General features: G+C 34.9%; 12 protein-coding genes. 2 read left to right on the top strand and 10 right to left on the bottom strand.

Annotated features, from left to right (window positions below; genetic code table 11):
* Positions 1–24: 24 nt before the first annotated feature.
* The 5 genes from BP17_RS02950 to BP17_RS02930 form a co-directional block, all read right to left on the bottom strand.
* A complete protein-coding gene (locus BP17_RS02950) occupies positions 25–777 on the bottom strand; it encodes an acyl-[acyl-carrier-protein] thioesterase (RefSeq protein WP_035051483.1) in 753 nt (250 codons plus the stop codon).
* A gap of 328 nt (positions 778–1,105) precedes the next feature.
* A complete protein-coding gene (locus tag BP17_RS02945) occupies positions 1,106–2,890 on the bottom strand; it encodes an ABC transporter ATP-binding protein (protein ID WP_035051480.1) in 1,785 nt (594 codons plus the stop codon).
* Entirely contained in the window at positions 2,877–4,637 is a 1,761-nt protein-coding gene (locus BP17_RS02940; protein WP_035051478.1) for an ABC transporter ATP-binding protein, read from the bottom strand. Before BP17_RS02940 ends, BP17_RS02945 begins: the two co-directional genes overlap by 14 nt.
* A gap of 316 nt (positions 4,638–4,953) precedes the next feature.
* Positions 4,954–5,808 carry a glycosyltransferase family 8 protein gene (locus BP17_RS02935; protein ID WP_035051475.1) on the bottom strand — a complete coding sequence of 285 codons (855 nt, stop codon included), beginning with the start codon at positions 5,806–5,808 and terminating at the stop codon, positions 4,954–4,956.
* Positions 5,809–5,926: 118 nt separating this feature from the next.
* Positions 5,927–6,790, bottom strand: coding sequence for a glycosyltransferase family 8 protein (locus BP17_RS02930; RefSeq protein ID WP_035051473.1), 864 nt, complete (start codon positions 6,788–6,790; stop codon positions 5,927–5,929).
* 342 nt (positions 6,791–7,132) lie between these two features.
* Here BP17_RS02930 and BP17_RS02925 point away from each other — a divergent pair, with 342 nt between their 5' ends.
* The gene (locus BP17_RS02925) at positions 7,133–7,690 is read left to right on the top strand and encodes a hypothetical protein (RefSeq protein WP_035051471.1); all 558 of its coding nucleotides are present in this window, start codon (positions 7,133–7,135) and stop codon (positions 7,688–7,690) included.
* Between the two features lie 502 nt (positions 7,691–8,192).
* Here BP17_RS02925 and BP17_RS02920 read toward each other — a convergent pair.
* Together BP17_RS02920 and BP17_RS02915 are read right to left on the bottom strand one after the other, a co-directional pair.
* Positions 8,193–11,252 carry an AAA family ATPase gene (locus tag BP17_RS02920; protein WP_035051463.1) on the bottom strand — a complete coding sequence of 1,020 codons (3,060 nt, stop codon included), beginning with the start codon at positions 11,250–11,252 and terminating at the stop codon, positions 8,193–8,195.
* A 1-nt stretch (position 11,253) separates the two neighbouring features.
* A complete protein-coding gene (locus BP17_RS02915) occupies positions 11,254–12,384 on the bottom strand; it encodes an exonuclease SbcCD subunit D (RefSeq protein ID WP_035051462.1) in 1,131 nt (376 codons plus the stop codon).
* Positions 12,385–12,609: 225 nt separating this feature from the next.
* On the opposite strand from BP17_RS02915, the gene BP17_RS02910 reads away from it, so the two are divergent.
* Positions 12,610–13,047, top strand: coding sequence for an acyl-CoA thioesterase (locus BP17_RS02910; protein ID WP_035051461.1), 438 nt, complete (start codon positions 12,610–12,612; stop codon positions 13,045–13,047).
* A 300-nt stretch (positions 13,048–13,347) separates the two neighbouring features.
* On the opposite strand, the gene BP17_RS02905 is transcribed toward BP17_RS02910, so the two are convergent.
* The 3 genes from BP17_RS02905 to BP17_RS02895 form a co-directional block, all read right to left on the bottom strand.
* Entirely contained in the window at positions 13,348–13,911 is a 564-nt protein-coding gene (locus BP17_RS02905) for a 5-formyltetrahydrofolate cyclo-ligase (protein ID WP_035051448.1), read from the bottom strand.
* Between the two features lie 88 nt (positions 13,912–13,999).
* A complete protein-coding gene (locus BP17_RS02900) occupies positions 14,000–15,676 on the bottom strand; it encodes a formate--tetrahydrofolate ligase (RefSeq protein ID WP_084676244.1) in 1,677 nt (558 codons plus the stop codon).
* Between the two features lie 154 nt (positions 15,677–15,830).
* A complete protein-coding gene (locus BP17_RS02895; protein ID WP_035051444.1) occupies positions 15,831–17,033 on the bottom strand; it encodes a dicarboxylate/amino acid:cation symporter in 1,203 nt (400 codons plus the stop codon).
* Positions 17,034–17,266 lie beyond the last annotated feature (233 nt).

The raw sequence follows: 17,266 nt of genomic DNA, 5'->3' as shown, positions 1-17,266 counted from the left end.
TTTTTTATTTTTCACCAAATTCAGTTAGACTGTTGCTTTCCAAACAATACTTGCTTCAAAATTTGTAACATCTTCTGTTGAGATGCGATGAGCCGTAATAGTCGCTTCATCTTGATTTTTCATAGAACTTATTTCACTGTGGATCAATTGACCATAATGAACTTCTTTTTCAAACTTGATCGTCATCGTTTCTATTTCATGAGTTGTCAGAAATTCAAGATCTAATGTATCCATTGCCCATTCAATGTATTTAGAATTATTCACATGACGATTGCTATCGATATCGAGATACCTAACTTGATAATCTTTAGATGTTTTTTTTTCTTCATTTACTTTTTCAGGTTTTGGAGTACGGATCAACTTTTTAGAAAAGTCTGTTTCATAAGGCGCAACTATTTCAGCTGGTACTCGGACCATTTTCCGTTCTTGTACATCCATTAAGGCAAATGTACTATTGACGGTCACGCATAAATTGCCTTGGGTATCGTATACTTTAAAAGATCGGTAGCAAAACAACTTATTGTAAGAAGTTGCTTGGGTAGTGATCTTGATCGACTCATAAAAAACCGGCATTCGCTCAATTTTCACTTCGTATTGAAGAATGATCCAGGTTAACCCTTTCTCGGCTAAAACCCGATCTCCTACTCCTAATAAATAGCTTTGTTCACCAGATACGTGAAGCATAACATTTAATAACATAGAAATCGTCATTTTCTGAGTTGTATCACACTCGTAATATTTTATTTGATGCTCTTTTTCATATATTTTACCACTCATTCAAAATCCTCATTTCTTTGTAAACATTTCGCCTTAAGGATAGCATAATTTCATGAAAAATACCTGGAAAATAAAAATCATCTTAGTCATTCTAAACATATAAAAAGATCTAAAACGCTTGAAATAAGGCTATTTGTCAAATAGTGTGGATACCTCAAAATAAAATCCATTCTGGAATGCACGGCTACAACCACCCTATTCCGCCATAAATTTTTGGTGAGCCATTTCATTTATTTATCCATACAAAAAAAATAAATAAAATGACCCAAAAAGGCTAGCTTTCCGCTTTGTCCTTTTGGGTCATTTTAGCTTTTTCTTAAATCTTATTTTACATTTTTTTTAACAATTTAGCTTGTGTCGAATACAATTGATAATACAGGCCTTTTTGAGCCATTAATTCATCATGGCTGCCAGATTCTTTGATTTTTTTATCTGCAATATAAAAAATACGCGAACTATTTTTAATCGTAGATAGTCTATGGGCAATAATAAAAGCAGTCCTACCTTCTAGTAATCGGTCCAATCCTTCTTGTAATAACATTTCTGTTTGCGTATCGATGCTAGACGTTGCTTCATCCAATATCAATACTTTGGGATCAGCTAGTAGGGTACGGGCAAATGAAATCAATTGTCGCTGACCAGCAGATAATGTACTTCCACGTTCTTTAACAACCGTACGATAGCCATCTTTTAATTTTATGATAAAGTCATGCGCTCGTACGATTTTTGCAGCTTGTACGATTTCTTCTTCCGTAGCATCCAATTTACCTAAACGAATATTTTCGATAATGGTTCCTGAAAAAATGAATGTATCTTGTAGCATGATCCCAATCTCATTTCTTAAGGAATTCAATGTAACTTTTCGAATATCGATCCCATCAACTAAAATTTCACCATCATTTACATCGTAAAAACGAGTCATCAAATTAATGATCGTTGATTTACCTGTACCAGTGGGACCTACTAAGGCAATCGTTTCACCTGAACGAACCTGGAAAGAAAGATCTTCAAAGATAGTCTGGTCTTTTTTATACCCAAAGGTGACATGATTAAAAACGACGTAACCTTGTATCGGAGGCATTTCAAAAGCATCAGGTGCATCTTGAATTTCCGGTTCAATATCCATCACTTCAAAAATACGTTCCAAATAAACCATGCCGGTCACCAAACTGTTATAGAAATTCCCGATATTGATCATTGGGTTCCAAAAATTATTAACATAACCGATAAAAGCTATCAAAACACCAGTAGAAACATCAATACCAAAACCAAAATTACTTAGACCAACAAAATAAATAATTGAAATAGTGATTGTCGCAATATTTTGGATGAATGGAGCCAATAAAAATTGGATTTTTACTGCATGCATCCAAGAAGTTCGTTGGTCTTCACTAACTTCCGCAAAGATATCTTTATTAACACTTTCTCTTGTGAACGACTGGGTAACTTTTATTCCCGCCACACTTTCATGAATATAGGCATTTAAACCGGCTTGTTTACTGCTAACTACTTCATATGCTTTACGCTGTTCATTTTGAATCACAACTGTCACAATAAATAAGATGGGCAATAAAATAAAACTGTAAAGCGTTAATTGAACATTCAAAGCAAGCATGATGGCTAGCGTAACAACTAAACTCATTACGTCAGATAATACGTTGATCAAGCCATTTGACAGTAGATCACTTAATGCATTAATGTAATTCACAACTCGTGTAACGATTTTCCCATGCGGGCGACTATCAAAAAACGCGAAGGGTAGTTTCTGTAAATGAACAAAGATGTCTGTCCGCATATCTCTCAGTACATTTTGCCCTAATAAGGTAATATTTTTTATACGGTAACTTGAAGACCAACCTCCAAATAACTGTGCCAGTGAAAATAAAACAATGATCCATGTTAGTTGTGTTGTATCTCTATTTGGAATACTTTCGTCAATGATCACACTCGTAAAGTAAGGTCCAAGAACCAGCACAAAGTTGGAAACTAAAATCGCAAAAAAGAGTTTTAAAAATCCGCTTTTGTATGGAACTAAATACAGCATTACTCTTCTTAACAGATGCGTATTTTTATGATTCTGTTTTTCTTCATTTGCAGCATTAGTCTGTTCCATTTGTCCCCACCTCCTCTTCATCAGACTGTCCTAATTGTTCCTGATAAATTCTATAGTAGTTACCTTTCTTGTCTAATAAGGAAGCGTGATTTCCTCTTTCAATTATTTTCCCTTTTGAGAGGATAATAATTTCATCCGCTGTTTTTACAGAAGATATTCTATTGGCAATAATAAAAGTTGTTTTTCCTTTCATTAATTCGCCTAATCCTTCTTGAATTTTTACTTCCGTTTCCATATCCACTGCAGAAGTCGTATCATCTAAAATAAGAATAGATGGATCTTTCATTAACCCTCTGGCTAAGGATATCCTTTGTCGTTGTCCGCCAGACAATCCACTGCCTCGCTCTCCTAAATACGTATTGTATTGATCAGGCATAAGTTGGATAAATGGATCTGCATCTGCCACCCGTGCACTTTTTTGAACTCTTTCAAGGTCGGCTTCAGGAGTTCCAAATGAAATATTTTTTTTGATTGAATCTGAAAATAGAAAGACATCTTGCATAACAATAGCAATATGGCTTCGTAATTCTCTTACATTCCATTGTTTTACATTAATACCATCAATCAATACATTTCCTTCTGTAGGATCAAAGAAACGTGAGATAAGGTTAACTAATGTTGATTTTCCAGAGCCTGTTTCTCCCAAAATACCAATCGTCATACCCGGTTTGGCCTTTAAAGAAATATGGCTTAAGATAGGTGTTTCAGGATCATCTGCAAAAGAAAATGACACATCTTGGAATTCAACGATTCCTTGGATTGTTTTAGTTGATGTCTTTTCTTCAATCGGAATCATGGGCTTAGTCGCTAATAATTCTCTGATTTTATAAGATGAAGCAATAAATCGCTGCAAATCATTTACATACCAACCAACATTTCGCATAGGCAAGTTTAACATCCAGATAAACCCATTAAAAGTAACTAAATTTCCTAGACTCATTGAACCGTTGATTACTAAAAATCCGCCATAACCGATCGTAATGACCGATAAAAATCCAGCTAGTGTTTCTAATGGTGGCAAATACGTTTTTGTGACATTTGCTGAATCCATATTACGTTGCTTGTAATCATCATTGAACTTATCAAATTTTTCTTTTTCATAATCTTCTCTAGCGAAAGCTTTGATAACTTTATTTCCACTTACATTCTCTTCTACCATTGAATTTAGTCTGGAAAAACTTTCTCGGATCTCATAATAAACAGCATTTGCTTTCGCTGACAATAGAACAGTTAACAAACCAATGAACGGTGTAACAATCAATAAAGCTAACATTAGTCGCCATTCTATAAATCCCATAACTAGGATAGCAGACACTAAAAGTAAAATATTATCTAAGATGTTGTATGACAACCACGAGATTGCATGACGGATAGCATCCGTATCCCCAGACATACGAGCCATGATGTCTCCAACCCTTGTATTGTTAAAAAAAGCAAAGTCTAATTCTTGAAGCTTTTTGTACATACTCTCCCTTATTTCGTAAATTGCGTCTTGTCCTATCCGTTCAAACATAATTTGATATACATACCGCAACACTGTGCGTAGCACTGTTGCACCTATCATTAAGGCTAATAGAGGAATAAGCATATCGCTCTGTTCATTAACGATCACCCTATCGACGATTTCTCCACCAATCAATGGTGAAACAATATTCAATACGGCAACTATTATTACCATAGCAGTTCCCACTAGAGCTTTTGTCTTATTTGATCTGATGTATCGTAAAACCCATTTAATACTTTCCATGTAGCTGTGCCTCCTTACAACGCTTTTCTTTTTATTCTTTAGACTTATTGAAGAACAAAAGAGAAAGAGAACTTTATTCACTAAACATTTTTTGACTAGTCGTAGCATGAAATAGTCATTCATGATCTTTTATCTAGTATATTTGATTAACAAAGTGAATACACGTATTCAGCTTGCTAATTGTATTTATGTAAAAGACTGTTTATCTTTTTTGCGTTATTTTCTTTAAAAGCAGCCCTTGAAAATTATAAAATCAAAAAAAGATGAGGTGGAACAAAAATTCCCAACTCACCTTTCTTTCATGGTTAAATTCTTTTTATTCCTTAGAGTAACTTGGTTTTTTTTCTATTGGGAAAAATGTTTTTTCGCGAACCTCAAAGTACTTTTCTTTAAACGGATGATTTGAATCTGCATTCCAAGGTTTCGCATGTCCGCAGAAATGAATAACAGCCGGTTTTTCTCTTGCTGCATCCCACTTTAATTGTCCTTGAATCGTTGGATGTTCTTTTTCTTGCAACATCATGTACGTTTGAGCATTCCATCGCGGATCAAGTACTAACCATCTGTCGTGCAGAATAGCATTTAATGAATCTTGATCGTGGAATCTCAATTTTTCCGGGTTATTTTCAATGAAAGCTAAGACTTTTTCTGTTATATTTTCTTCACGCCATTTTTCTAAATTCATTACCATAAGACCCGAATTGAAGTAAAGATCTGTTTCACTTTCAATTCCCATTTTTTCTAATCGGTTATGGAAACCAGCATCTTCAACTGCTCCTAATAGTTTATCACCTAAATCAACTTCCCAAAGTGCTTCGATATCTTCTAATGTAATCATATCGCAATCCATATAAATGGCACGCTTATTTTCTTTTAATAGATTCGGTATTGAGATACGATAATAAGCCGTTTGCGGAATACGGTCACTTTCTACCGCACCTGAAAATTCAGTGGGGTCAATTGTAACATAGCTGATTCTAGCATTGAATTCCCCTACTGTCCGATTTAATAAGAATTTTGACCGTAATGAAATATTATCATCAATTACATAAAAGTGAAAAGTTGAATTTGTTTGTTTTGTTGTTAAAAGGGACAGAAAGAGAGTGGCCAAGTGTGGGACAAATGCTTCATTACTCGATGAGACGATCGAGATACTTTTTTGTTCAACCATTGATAATTCCTCCTTAAAATTGCTGCTTCTCTGATACTGACTCATTCCTATTTATAAATGAGGCCAGATAAACATTTTTTTTAGAAGAATTTCTCTTCTAATCCATTAAAACGTTAATTTAAAAACTAGTTGATCGCATTTCTTTAATTGCACTATTTTTAAAAGGTGTTTCACCCAATTCTGCTAAATATTTTTCGGTATAGGGATGGTATTCATCTGAATTCCATGGTTTGTCATGTCCTGTAAAATGGATAATAAGTGGTTGGTGGACCGCTTCTTTATATAACTTAGCATATTCATCATTTGGCGGTTGATGCCTTTCAAAGAGCAAAGAAGTTTGAACATTCCACTTAGGATGTAGTGCATACCATTTCCCATAGAGGGTTCCATTTAAAGCATCTTGGTCATGATAGATAATTTTATCTATTTGTTCTTCAAGAAAGGTTAAGGTTTTTTCAGTAATTTGCGCTTTACGCCAATTATCTAAATCAATCAACAGCAAACCTGAATTAAAGTAATAGTCATCCGTCTCAATTCCTAATCTGGGATGAGCTAGGGCTTGTCCAGGATCAACAACAGCACCTACTACTTTTTCTCCTATATTTGTTTCATATAATTTGGAAATGTCATCTAATACTAAGACATCACTATCTATATACAATACTTTTTCATAATTTTGATCTTTCAACAAATCTGGTAGTGATATTCGATAGTAAGCTGTTTGTGTTATATGATCGCTTTCCATGACATTCGCATACAATTCTGAATCAACTTCTAAATAATCAATTGTAGCCGTCTGATTGGAAATAACTTCTGCTAATTTTTTTTTACTATCTAAAGATATGTGGTCATCGATAATATAAAAAGCTACAGCGTAATCGTCAGAGAGATGATCTATAATTGTTTTTAGCGTGACGCATAAATAAGGTGCATAATTGTTATCTGCAGCACTTACAATTGGAATAAGTTTTTTTTCTCCCATTTCCAACCATCTCCTTCTATATTAATTAAATAAAAATGAGTATTTAATTAATATTTGGTTTCTATCTATCCAAAATTTTACCCCTTTATTCTTTTTTTTACAAACGAAACGCCTTGGTATAACAATGTTCATTTTAATTTTTCCCAAAAAAAGGGTTGAATTATACGTGCTCAAACATAGTGTCCGCTTGCTTTCATTCTGTTTTTTGAAATGAATTTTTTTCTGTAAAATCTTTTAATTTTCCTGAGAATCATGTATACTAAAAATGAATTCTCTAAACTTAAAGAGTTATATATTGTTTCATATTTATCAAATAAAAAGTAAAAGAGATGAAGGTCTATAATGAAAATTTACCTTATGTTAACAGATACAAATACCATTCTTTCTAAAACGATTAAATTGTATACTAAAGCAACTTATAACCATGCTTCGATTGCATTAGAGCCTACTTTACTAAAACCTTACAGTTTTGGCCGTAAGTACACACACAATCCTTTTTCCGGTGGCTATGTAGAAGAAGATTTGTCTCGTTATTATTTTTTAAGAGCTCAATGTACCATTTACAGTTGTGAAATATCTGAGCAACATTATGAAAATTTAGTTGAAGTGCTCTCTTTCTACAATGAGACTAAAAGTATTTATCGTTATAACTTAGTGGGTTTAGTTACTTTAGCTTTAAATATTGACTTTGACCGAAAAGATGCTTTCTTTTGTTCGCAATTTGTCGCATCCGTTCTTAGTGAAAGTGGCATCTATAAATTCGAAAAAGAACCTCATTTTGTTACTCCTCAGAATCTAAGCCAACTCCCTATCTTTGTGCCTATCTATTCTGGCTCATTACAGGACTATTTGTGCAGTGTTTCTGAAGAACAGACCAAGCCACAATTATTGTTGTCATGAATACAAAAAAGCAACTAGGATAAAACAGCTAGCTCAAAAAAAGCCGACAGAGAAGAATTTTCTCTGTCGGCTTTTTAAGTTTTCAAACTAATGACGAATGGTAGCTGAGATAATCGGCTCAAAATCAGGTGGTGTGGATAAGTCTTACCAAAAGTGAGGATATGACAAATAGTGTTTATACTTCAAAAGAATTTCTTGGGGAATAAACAAGTTTGCTTGTAAAGCTATGGGGACCAATTTAAAGCTTTCAATCCTCAACAGACCGTAATCGCTGAAGCGTTAACGCTCTGTTATTCGCATTGGATCCAATACACGGCTATAAGCAAATCCTAGTCCTCAAGAATTTCCAGGTGAGTAAGTGGATTAAACCTATCACCACTAAAAATTATAGACCCAAACTAATGACTAGTAATAGATAAAGTAATTTGATTACCATTAGCCTTTAATTGCTTGTGGAACAGGAATTGTTATTTTTAGGCGAATATGATGCTGCTGTTTTATTTCACATTTTGATTGTCGCCTGACTGCCTCTTGAAGATTTTGTTACTTCAATGTGGATCGGTATTCGTGTTTTCAACTCTTCAACATGGGAAATAACCCCTACTAAGCGACCACGTTGATTTAATTCAAATAATGTCTCAATAGCACTGTCTAATGATTCAGCATCCAGTGTCCCAAAACCTTCATCAATAAATAACGTATCTACACTGACTCCGCCGCTGTGATTTTGAACAACATCACTTAACCCTAAAGCAAGTGCCAAGGAAGCTTTGAAGCTTTCCCCACCTGATAATGTTTTAACACTTCTTTTCATACCCGTATAATTATCGAATACATCTAGATCTAAACCTTTAGGACCTGCACCCTTTGTTTTCTCTTTATTCCGAATCAAGGCATACCGATCGATAGTCATTTGAGAAAATCTTGTATTGGCTGCTTCGATGATTTCTTCAAAATAAATTCCCAAAACAAACCGTTCAAATGAAATGTAATCTGTCTCTTTTGAACCATTAGCCATTTCTGATAATTCTTTATATAGCAAATATTCTTCTTGCCCACCCTTTTGCGCTTGATAATTCAATTGAATTTGAGAGAGAGTAGACTGGACCGTTTTTTCTGTGCCAATTAGCTCGCGCTGTTGCTCTTTTGACACCTTTCTTTCTCGTTCTATTTCTTGATTTCTCATGTCGTATATTTCAATTGGCTGATTGGTTCCTTCTTTTTCAAGCATGCTTTTTTTCTCCAAAAGATTGGTTTGATTCAGCCAGTTTTTTTTATCAAAAGCTGAGATTTCCTCGATCTGCTGCTGCTTAACTTCTTCTTCCATTAAATATTTTTCAAATGTATCGTCTAATTGACTGACGGCCAACTGTCCAATAAATTTCTCTTTCGTATCAACCTCACGGTCAATCAGCGTACTCAATTGTTTTTCAAATGCTTTTGTACTTGTTTGGTACTGTGTTTGTGCTTTTTCTAATTCACTTTTCTTTTCTTGGGCTTGACTGTATCTTTCTTCAATGCGGGTAATTTCATTTGTATTTTCATTAATTAGGACTTGGATTTCCACTAGACTAGTCGTCGTTAGTTTTGTTACTATGGTGTCAATCTCTACTTTCAATTCATCTATACGCTTTGTATTGTGCTGAACAGCAGATTTTAGGACTTGGATTTTTGATTCTTCTTCTCTAACTTGCAAGGCGGTAGCTTGCCTTTCTTTCTCTACCATTTCCTCGTTATCAATATCTTTTTGCAATGCTTTTAATGTCTCAGTTAGTTTATCTTGTTGCTCACTTTCTTCAGCCAATCGTTGTTCAATTTTAATTTGTTCATCAGGTAATTCTCTTTGTTGAATGCCCAACTGTATTTCACTTGCTTGGATAGCTTCACTTAATCCTTTCAATTCAATCGAGATTCGGTCAAATTGCTTGCCTACTTCATTTTTTTGCCCTTCTAGCTCTTCTAAAGTTTCTTTTGAAACGGTATCCTCGCCTAACTTTGCAGGAGCCGGGTGATGAAGCGATCCGCAAACAGGACATTCCTTTTCTTTTTCCAATTCAGTAGCTAGTATTCCAGCTATATTTCGATTATAACTCAATCGTTGTTCTTGATAATGACTTTCTATTTGGGTAAACCTATGTTCTATTTCTTGAAATTCTTTATGCTTCATAATCTTTTTTGTTAGGTACCCGCTGAATTCCATTAAAACAGTTTGTTGGATTTTTGTTTGATAGTGTTCTTGTTGAAGGCTACTTGCTTCGCGTTGTTTTTCCATGATACTTGTTTTAGCTTGCTGGATTTCTTGCAATTTGTGCTCTTGTTCTTTTAATTGTGACTCATCGATAATAATTTGCTCATTTAACTGCTGGATCCTCTGTTTCTTTTCTTTATTTTCTTTTACCAAACTTGTTCGAATTTTTTCTTTAGCTGCTTGCTCAAAAAGTTGTTTTTCTTGCTCTTTTAAATTGACTAAATGTTCTCGCTGATTTGGTAATTCTTTGTATGCAGATTGTAATTCATGAAAATTTTCCTCTGTCTCTAGTAAGTGTTGTGTTGTTTCAGCTAGCTGTTGGTTTTCTTTGAACAACTCTTTTTGAATAACTTTTTTTTCATCAGCAATATGGTCCACTTGTTGCTTTTTTTCAAAACAGTCTTCGGCTTTTTCAGTTAAAGAGAGTCCCAACCGTTTCGCATCGATCAACTCTGTACTAGCTTCCAATAGTTCTTTTTCTTTTTCAAGGATAGTTAAAGCGGCTATCAAGTCGATCTTTTGTTGATTGTTATGATAAGTTTTATCTAGTTCAGTCAATTCTTTCTCAAGTAACTGAATCTTTTCTTGATGGCTTTCAACTAACTGGCTCAACTCTTTTATAATTGCTGGAACATCTAATAAAAGGATGGCTTCTTTTAATGCTTCATTGGCATTCTCAGTAATCATGCCAACAAATTGCTGCAAGGTACTTTCACTCTGATCTATTTCTTGTTTTAATCGACTAGCTTTATCTTTTAGTAGCGATTGAAGTTCTTTTATCGTATCCGTCTGAAAAATATTCCGGAAAATCTTTTCTTTATCCGCGCTGTTGGATTCCAACATTTTTTTGAATTCCCCTTGAGGCAGCATCACGATTTGTTTGAACTGTTCGTAAGACAAAGAAAGCAATTCCTGTATCTCTTTATTGGCTTCATTTATTTTAGTCGTCACCGTTCCGTTATGATGAAATTCAACTTCTGATGACCAATTTTTTAATTTCCCATTTTTTCCTGGGCCTTTTTGTGCCGGACTTCTTTTTATAAAATACTTTTTTCCAGCTAGTTCAAATTCTAACTCTACAAAACACAATACCTCATCTGTAACAAATTGTGATTTAAAGGAATCCTTTCCTCGACTTGTCCCACTTGCATCATCATAAAGAGCATAAGCAATGGCATCAAAAATGGTGGTTTTACCAGCTCCGGTTGGTCCACTTACTAAAAAAAGGGTTTGATGATGAAATTGGGTGAAATCAATAACGACTTTTTCTTTAAAAGGACCAAAAGCATTCATAACCAATTTTAAGGGCCTCATTTTACTCGCCTCTTTCCATTTGATGCAGTATTTTATTAATAATGCCTTTGTGCTCGATTGTTAATTCTTTTTCTTTGTAATGAGCATAAAAATCCGCAAAAATATCTTGGACCGCTAATTTTTCCAATTGTGCTTGATGCATAGCTGACTCACCTTCTGCTCGCTCTTTCTTAGCTGCATATTCCAAACCCATTGCATTTGGATAGCGGCGTCGCAGTTGATTCATCGCATCCATAACGAAATTCTCATCTAGTAGTTCAAAAAATACATAGTCATCCGATTTTTGTTCCATTAGTACATCAAAGAAACCTTTTACGATTCGCATATCACGTTTAGCCTCGATAAATATTGGTTCAATCGCAACTTGATTTTTTTCTAACGTCACTAATGATACTTGTTTTTTATGGACGGCTTCTGATTTAGAGTATTTTAATATTGACCCACTGTAACGTATACGATCGTGTTTTACTTTTTGAGCTTTATGCAAATGACCTAAAGCAACATAATCAAAATCTTCAAATAATTCAACACTGACATATTCAGCTGTTCCAATACTGAGTGGCCTTTCCGAATCAGTTGTTTCAGATGTATCGTGGTTTAAATTGATCACGTATCCATGAGCGATCAGCACATTGATTTCCGTTGGATCCATTTCTTTTTTTATGATTTCGATTTGTACTCTCGCGGCATCTTCTAAACTTTTAATAGTCTCATCTTGTAGCAACTCTCTGATATAAGCATAGTCCGCAAACGGTAGCAAATAAAAATTGACTCCTTTGATAGTTGCTTTCCGGGTCACTTCTTTTACAGTTCCTTCAATATATAACTGATTAGTGGCTAACAGATCTGCTCCATACTCCACACGTTCATTGCTGTCATGATTTCCAGCAATAACTAAAACGGGCAATTTGACTTCTTGAACGAGACGGGTCAATACTTTATTAGCTAAAGTAACGGCCTCTTTTGAAGGTATGGCACGGTCATATAAATCGCCTGCCATGATCAGCGCATCTACTTCTATCGTTTTCAATTTTTCAATCAGTTGATCTAGAAAATATTCTTGGTCTTCTAGCATCGACATTTCATTCACTATTTTCCCAATATGCCAGTCTGCTGTATGTAATAATCGCATCAGTATTCTCCTTTATAAACTTTATTTAAACATGCATTTTCATGAACTTTTAAAAAGTTCGTCTATCCAATAAGTATACTACGAATATTTCAATGAAAACACACCGAAAAGAAAACTCGCCTCTTTTTATTCGCTTCTCTGATCAGATGAAAAAAATGATCTATAAAAGTTTTGTTGAGTTATGCTATCCTATTAATAAGCAATAGATAGAGATGAGGCCTAGTTATGGAAAAAGAATTCGACTTATACGAACATCAAGCGCACTATTATGAAACAGACCAGATGGGAATCATTCATCATTCGAATTATATTCGTTGGTTTGAAGAAGCCAGAACCAATTTATTGGATCAAATGAATTTTGGCTATGATCAAATGGAAAAACTCGGGATCATCATTCCCGTATTAGCTATTACTTGTACTTACAAATCAATGGTCCACTACAATGATCATGTTTACATTATTCCTAAAATTGAAGCATTTAATGGTATTCGTTTAACTATCTCTTATCAAATAGTAGATAAAGGAACTGGCGAATTACGAACGACCGGCGAAAGCAAACATTGCTTTTTAGATAAAAACAATCGACCTATTTCATTAAAAAAACAACAGCCAAAAATATATGAGCTGTTTGATACTTATTTAGGAGTCGATTTCTCAAAGTAAAATCAAGGTACAACAAATATAGGTCTATAATTTTTAGTGTTGATCATTCAATTAAATTACTCACCTAAAATTCCTGAAGGAATTGGGTTGCTTGTAGCCATGTAAAGAATTCAATGCGAATTATAACGCTTCAGCGATTAAGCTTTATTTGAGGCTTGAAAGTCTGAAGACTTCCTTTCAGGCTTCAGGCGCTTCCATGGCTCTCCACAAGCAAATCCATCTATTCCAGAAGAAATACTATTTGACCTAGAACCCTAATAAACCAATCAGACTTTTTTTAGTCTGATTGGTTTATTTTTATTATGCATTTATTTCAGTGATTATTTTTCGGACAGGTACATCAAAAGATTCAATTGGAAGCCCAGTGCGTACTTGTTTTGAATAAATAAGTGCGATTGTATGCTTGGAGAAGTCTTTTAAAAAACGATCATAATACCCTCCACCAAAACCGATGCGATACCCCTTTTTGTCAAAAATCAAACCGGGGACTAATATTAAATCAATACTTGTTTTACTGACTTCTTTTGTCTCTTCAGGTTTAGGCTCAACAAGGTTATGGAATCCCTTTTCTAATTGCTCCAAATTTGTAAAGTCATAAAAAATCATCGCCTTTTGTTGTGGAATACATTTAGGAGCACAAACCTGTTTGCCTTCTTGCCAGGCCCGCTCAACAATACCCAGCGTATTCCATTCAAATCCTTGCGCAAGTGTAACTCCTACACGCTCAGCTTCTTGCCATTCTTTTGATTGAAATAAATTTTCTTCTAACTTTTTTTCAATAGCAATTTTTTCTGTTATAGAAATACTTTTTAAGAAAGAAATCATTTTTTGACGTAACCCTTGTTTATCTTCTTTTTCGGTCATCAATTGCCTCTTTCTTTTCGTATGTTTTATTGAATGCACGCTTTTTACAAGTCTTAGCTTGAGCATTTTTTCTTTAGTGTGTAAAAGATTAAAATAATCCAATGACTCTTCCATCAGCCAAAAGATCTATCGCTTCAGCTGCTGGCACTTTAGGTAAACCTGGCATGGTCATGATATCCCCAGTTAATACAACAACAAAGCCTGCTCCGGCAGAAACGGTCACTTTTTTGATAGTAACCGTGAAATCTTTTGGACGGCCTAATTTATTTTTATCATCTGAAAAAGAATACTGCGTTTTTGCCATACAAATCGGTAAATTCCCAAATCCAAGCGCCTCTAAACGATTGATTTCTCTTTTCACTCCAGGAGCTAAAAGGATTCCTTCACCGCCATATACTTTCTGGACGACTTTAGTCATTTTATCAACCAGCGTATCTTCTAGCTCATAAGCAAATGTTAATGTACTTTCTTGCTCCGCAAGCTCTACAACTGCTCTAGCTAAATCTTGACCACCATTGCCGCCGTTTTCCCAAACATCTGACAAAACAACATGGACGCCAAGTTCTTGACATTTCTGTTCCACTAAAGCTAATTCTTCCGCAGTATCTGTGGGGAATTTATTGATCGCTACAACGGTCGGCATGCCAAATACCGTTTGCATATTTTCAATGTGCTTCATCAAATTCGGTAGCCCGGCTTCAAGTGCTACGAGATTTTCTGTTATCAATTCTTTTTTAGCCATCCCACCATGCATCTTCAAAGCTCTAACCGTTGCTACAACAACAACGGCTGCTGGTTCTAAACCTGATAAGCGGCATTTGATATCCATGAATTTTTCTGCCCCTAAGTCAGCTCCAAAACCTGCTTCCGTCACTACATAATCAGCGTATTTCAATGCCAATCTTGTTGCTTTGATGCTATTACAACCATGTGCAATATTTGCAAATGGACCGCCATGAACAAAAGCCGGCGTATGCTCCAATGTCTGAACCATATTTGGCTTCAATGCATCTTTTAATAAAACAGCCATGGCTCCGTGTGCTTTTAAGTCTCCAGCTGTAACCGGTTGTCCGGCTGTATTATACCCTACAATAATGGCTTTTAACTTTGATTTCATTTCTTCCATATTCATGGACAAGCATAAGATAGCCATAATTTCAGAGGCCACAGTAATGGTAAATCCATCTTCGCGCGGGACACCATTTGTTTTACCATTTAAACCATCAACAATAAAACGTAATTGCCGATCATTCATATCGACTACCCGTTTCCACGTGATGTTTCGAGTATCGATTGCTAGTGAATTGCCGTGATGAATATGATTATCCAGCATAGCAGCTAATAAATTGTTAGCTGCACTGATCGCATGAAAATCACCTGTGAAGTGCAGGTTTAAATCTTCCATTGGTACAACTTGAGCATACCCTCCTCCAGCTGCACCGCCTTTCATACCAAATACCGGTCCTAACGAAGGTTCTCTTAAAGCAATAGCTGCTTTCTTGCCTATTTTTTGAAGGCCATCTCCTAATCCTACTACTGTAGTTGTTTTGCCTTCTCCAGCCGGGGTAGGCGTAATAGCCGTCACCAAAATCAATTTTCCATCTTTTCTCGTATCTAAATCAGCAATTTCTGTTTCATTTATTTTAGCTTTATACTTTCCATATTGTTCGATAGCTTCACTATTGATTCCTAACTTTTCAGCTACTCCTATTATCGGTTCCATTTTAGCTTCTTGGGCAATCTGTACATCCGTTTTAAATTCCACTACTATTCCTCCGCATTGTTCAAAATTCTTCTTACTTAACTGTATACTACCATTTTTCCTGTATAATTCAACCTAATGACGAACATTATTTGCCATTCACATAAAAAAGGAGACGTTTTTGCTCGTTACAAGCTTAAACGTCTCCTTTTTGGTTTTATTCAACAGGTTCTTTTAAAATATGTTTATGGTAGATTTTATCCATGATGACCGCAATAGCATTATCTCCTGAAACATTTGCTGCTGTTCCAAAACTATCTTGTGTCAAATAAAGTGTGATCAAAAGATTCCCTAGCGTACCCGTAGGATCTATTCCAACCATCGTCATGAACGGTAAAGCACTCATGATTGCTCCACCTGGAGCACCTGGTGCTGCTACCATCGCTACACCTAACATGGCGATAAAGCCTGCCATTAAACCAAAATTCACAGGCATATTATACATTAGAAGCACGGCTGTCACACAAGACGTGACCGTTACGATACTTCCAAGTAAATGAATCGTAGCAGCTAATGGGATAATAAATTCACGTATTTGAGTCGATACGCCATTCTTTTTAGCAATTTCTAAATTCACTGGAATAGTAGCTGCGGAAGATTGCGTTCCAACGGCTGTGATATAACCTGGAATTTGATTTTTGATCAAAATGAGTGGATTTTTCTTTGTATAAACTCCAGCAATAACAAAAAATATTGTGACAAGTATCAGTTGCAAGCTAATAATAATAACAAATACTTTCCAAAAAATTGAAAGAATTGAAAATACACTTCCTGCATAGCTTAAATTCACAAAATTACCAAATATAAAAATCGGTAATCCTGGAATAATAAGCGAATTAAGCAACTTAGTGATAATCAAATTGAATTCACTAAAAAAGTTGTACATCGTTTCTCCCTTACCTTGTCCCTTTAACCAAGAAATACAAATACCGAACATAAAAGAAAAAACAATGGCAGAAGTGACATCCAGTAGAGGCTCTAAAGGAATTGAAAATAGTGGTTCAAGGCTTGACTGATCACCAGAAACAGCATCGCTTAAACTAGCATTAATAAACAAAGGAAATACATTTACAGCAACAAAGTAAGCGATCAGTCCAGCAATCAACGTTGACGAATAGGCCATCAAAGTTGTAATTCCTAGCAGTTTCCCTGCTCCTTGTGTCAAATCTGCGATCCCAATTACAACAAATCCAAGAATCATTAGCGGGATAATAAAGCTTAACAAACTACTAAATATAGCCGAGATCGTAACGGGTATTTGAATAATAAAATCTGGTAAAAATGCCAATTGGCCAAAAACAATACCTAACACAATTGCTATTAGCAGCTTAGCTACTAATCCTAATTTAATTCTCTTCATTTTTTCCCACTCCTTATATAAAAAGCAGAATTTATTTTTCAATAAATTCTTCATTCACTATACTAACACATATTTTCATTTCTAACCTTTTTTTAATTAAATTTTAATTTTTTATTTACTATTATTAATTTATTGCCTAAAAAAAGAATAAGAACATTCGTTTTATAGTTTACATTCAGTTACATACCTCTCATTATGACGCAAAATTAAAGGATTTTAAAAGTAGAGAAATC

Origin of the sequence: Carnobacterium pleistocenium FTR1, from assembly GCF_000744285.1 — a bacterium.
GTDB lineage: Bacteria > Bacillota > Bacilli > Lactobacillales > Carnobacteriaceae > Carnobacterium_B > Carnobacterium_B pleistocenium.
The sequence above is the reverse complement of the archived record's forward strand: the minus strand, read 5'-3'. Positions and strand labels throughout refer to the sequence as shown.

Coding starts and splice junctions, on each gene's coding strand:
- BP17_RS02935 (WP_035051475.1), bottom strand. CDS start 5,808: ATGGTTGAACAAAAAAGTATCTCGATCGTCTCATCGAGTAATGAAGCA.
- BP17_RS02905 (WP_035051448.1), bottom strand. CDS start 13,911: ATGACCGAAAAAGAAGATAAACAAGGGTTACGTCAAAAAATGATTTCT.
- BP17_RS02915 (WP_035051462.1), bottom strand. CDS start 12,384: ATGCGATTATTACATACAGCAGACTGGCATATTGGGAAAATAGTGAAT.
- BP17_RS02940 (WP_035051478.1), bottom strand. CDS start 4,637: ATGGAAAGTATTAAATGGGTTTTACGATACATCAGATCAAATAAGACA.
- BP17_RS02895 (WP_035051444.1), bottom strand. CDS start 17,033: ATGAAGAGAATTAAATTAGGATTAGTAGCTAAGCTGCTAATAGCAATT.
- BP17_RS02950 (WP_035051483.1), bottom strand. CDS start 777: ATGAGTGGTAAAATATATGAAAAAGAGCATCAAATAAAATATTACGAG.
- BP17_RS02930 (WP_035051473.1), bottom strand. CDS start 6,790: ATGGGAGAAAAAAAACTTATTCCAATTGTAAGTGCTGCAGATAACAAT.
- BP17_RS02925 (WP_035051471.1), top strand. CDS start 7,133: ATGAAAATTTACCTTATGTTAACAGATACAAATACCATTCTTTCTAAA.
- BP17_RS02945 (WP_035051480.1), bottom strand. CDS start 2,890: ATGGAACAGACTAATGCTGCAAATGAAGAAAAACAGAATCATAAAAAT.
- BP17_RS02920 (WP_035051463.1), bottom strand. CDS start 11,252: ATGAGGCCCTTAAAATTGGTTATGAATGCTTTTGGTCCTTTTAAAGAA.
- BP17_RS02910 (WP_035051461.1), top strand. CDS start 12,610: ATGGAAAAAGAATTCGACTTATACGAACATCAAGCGCACTATTATGAA.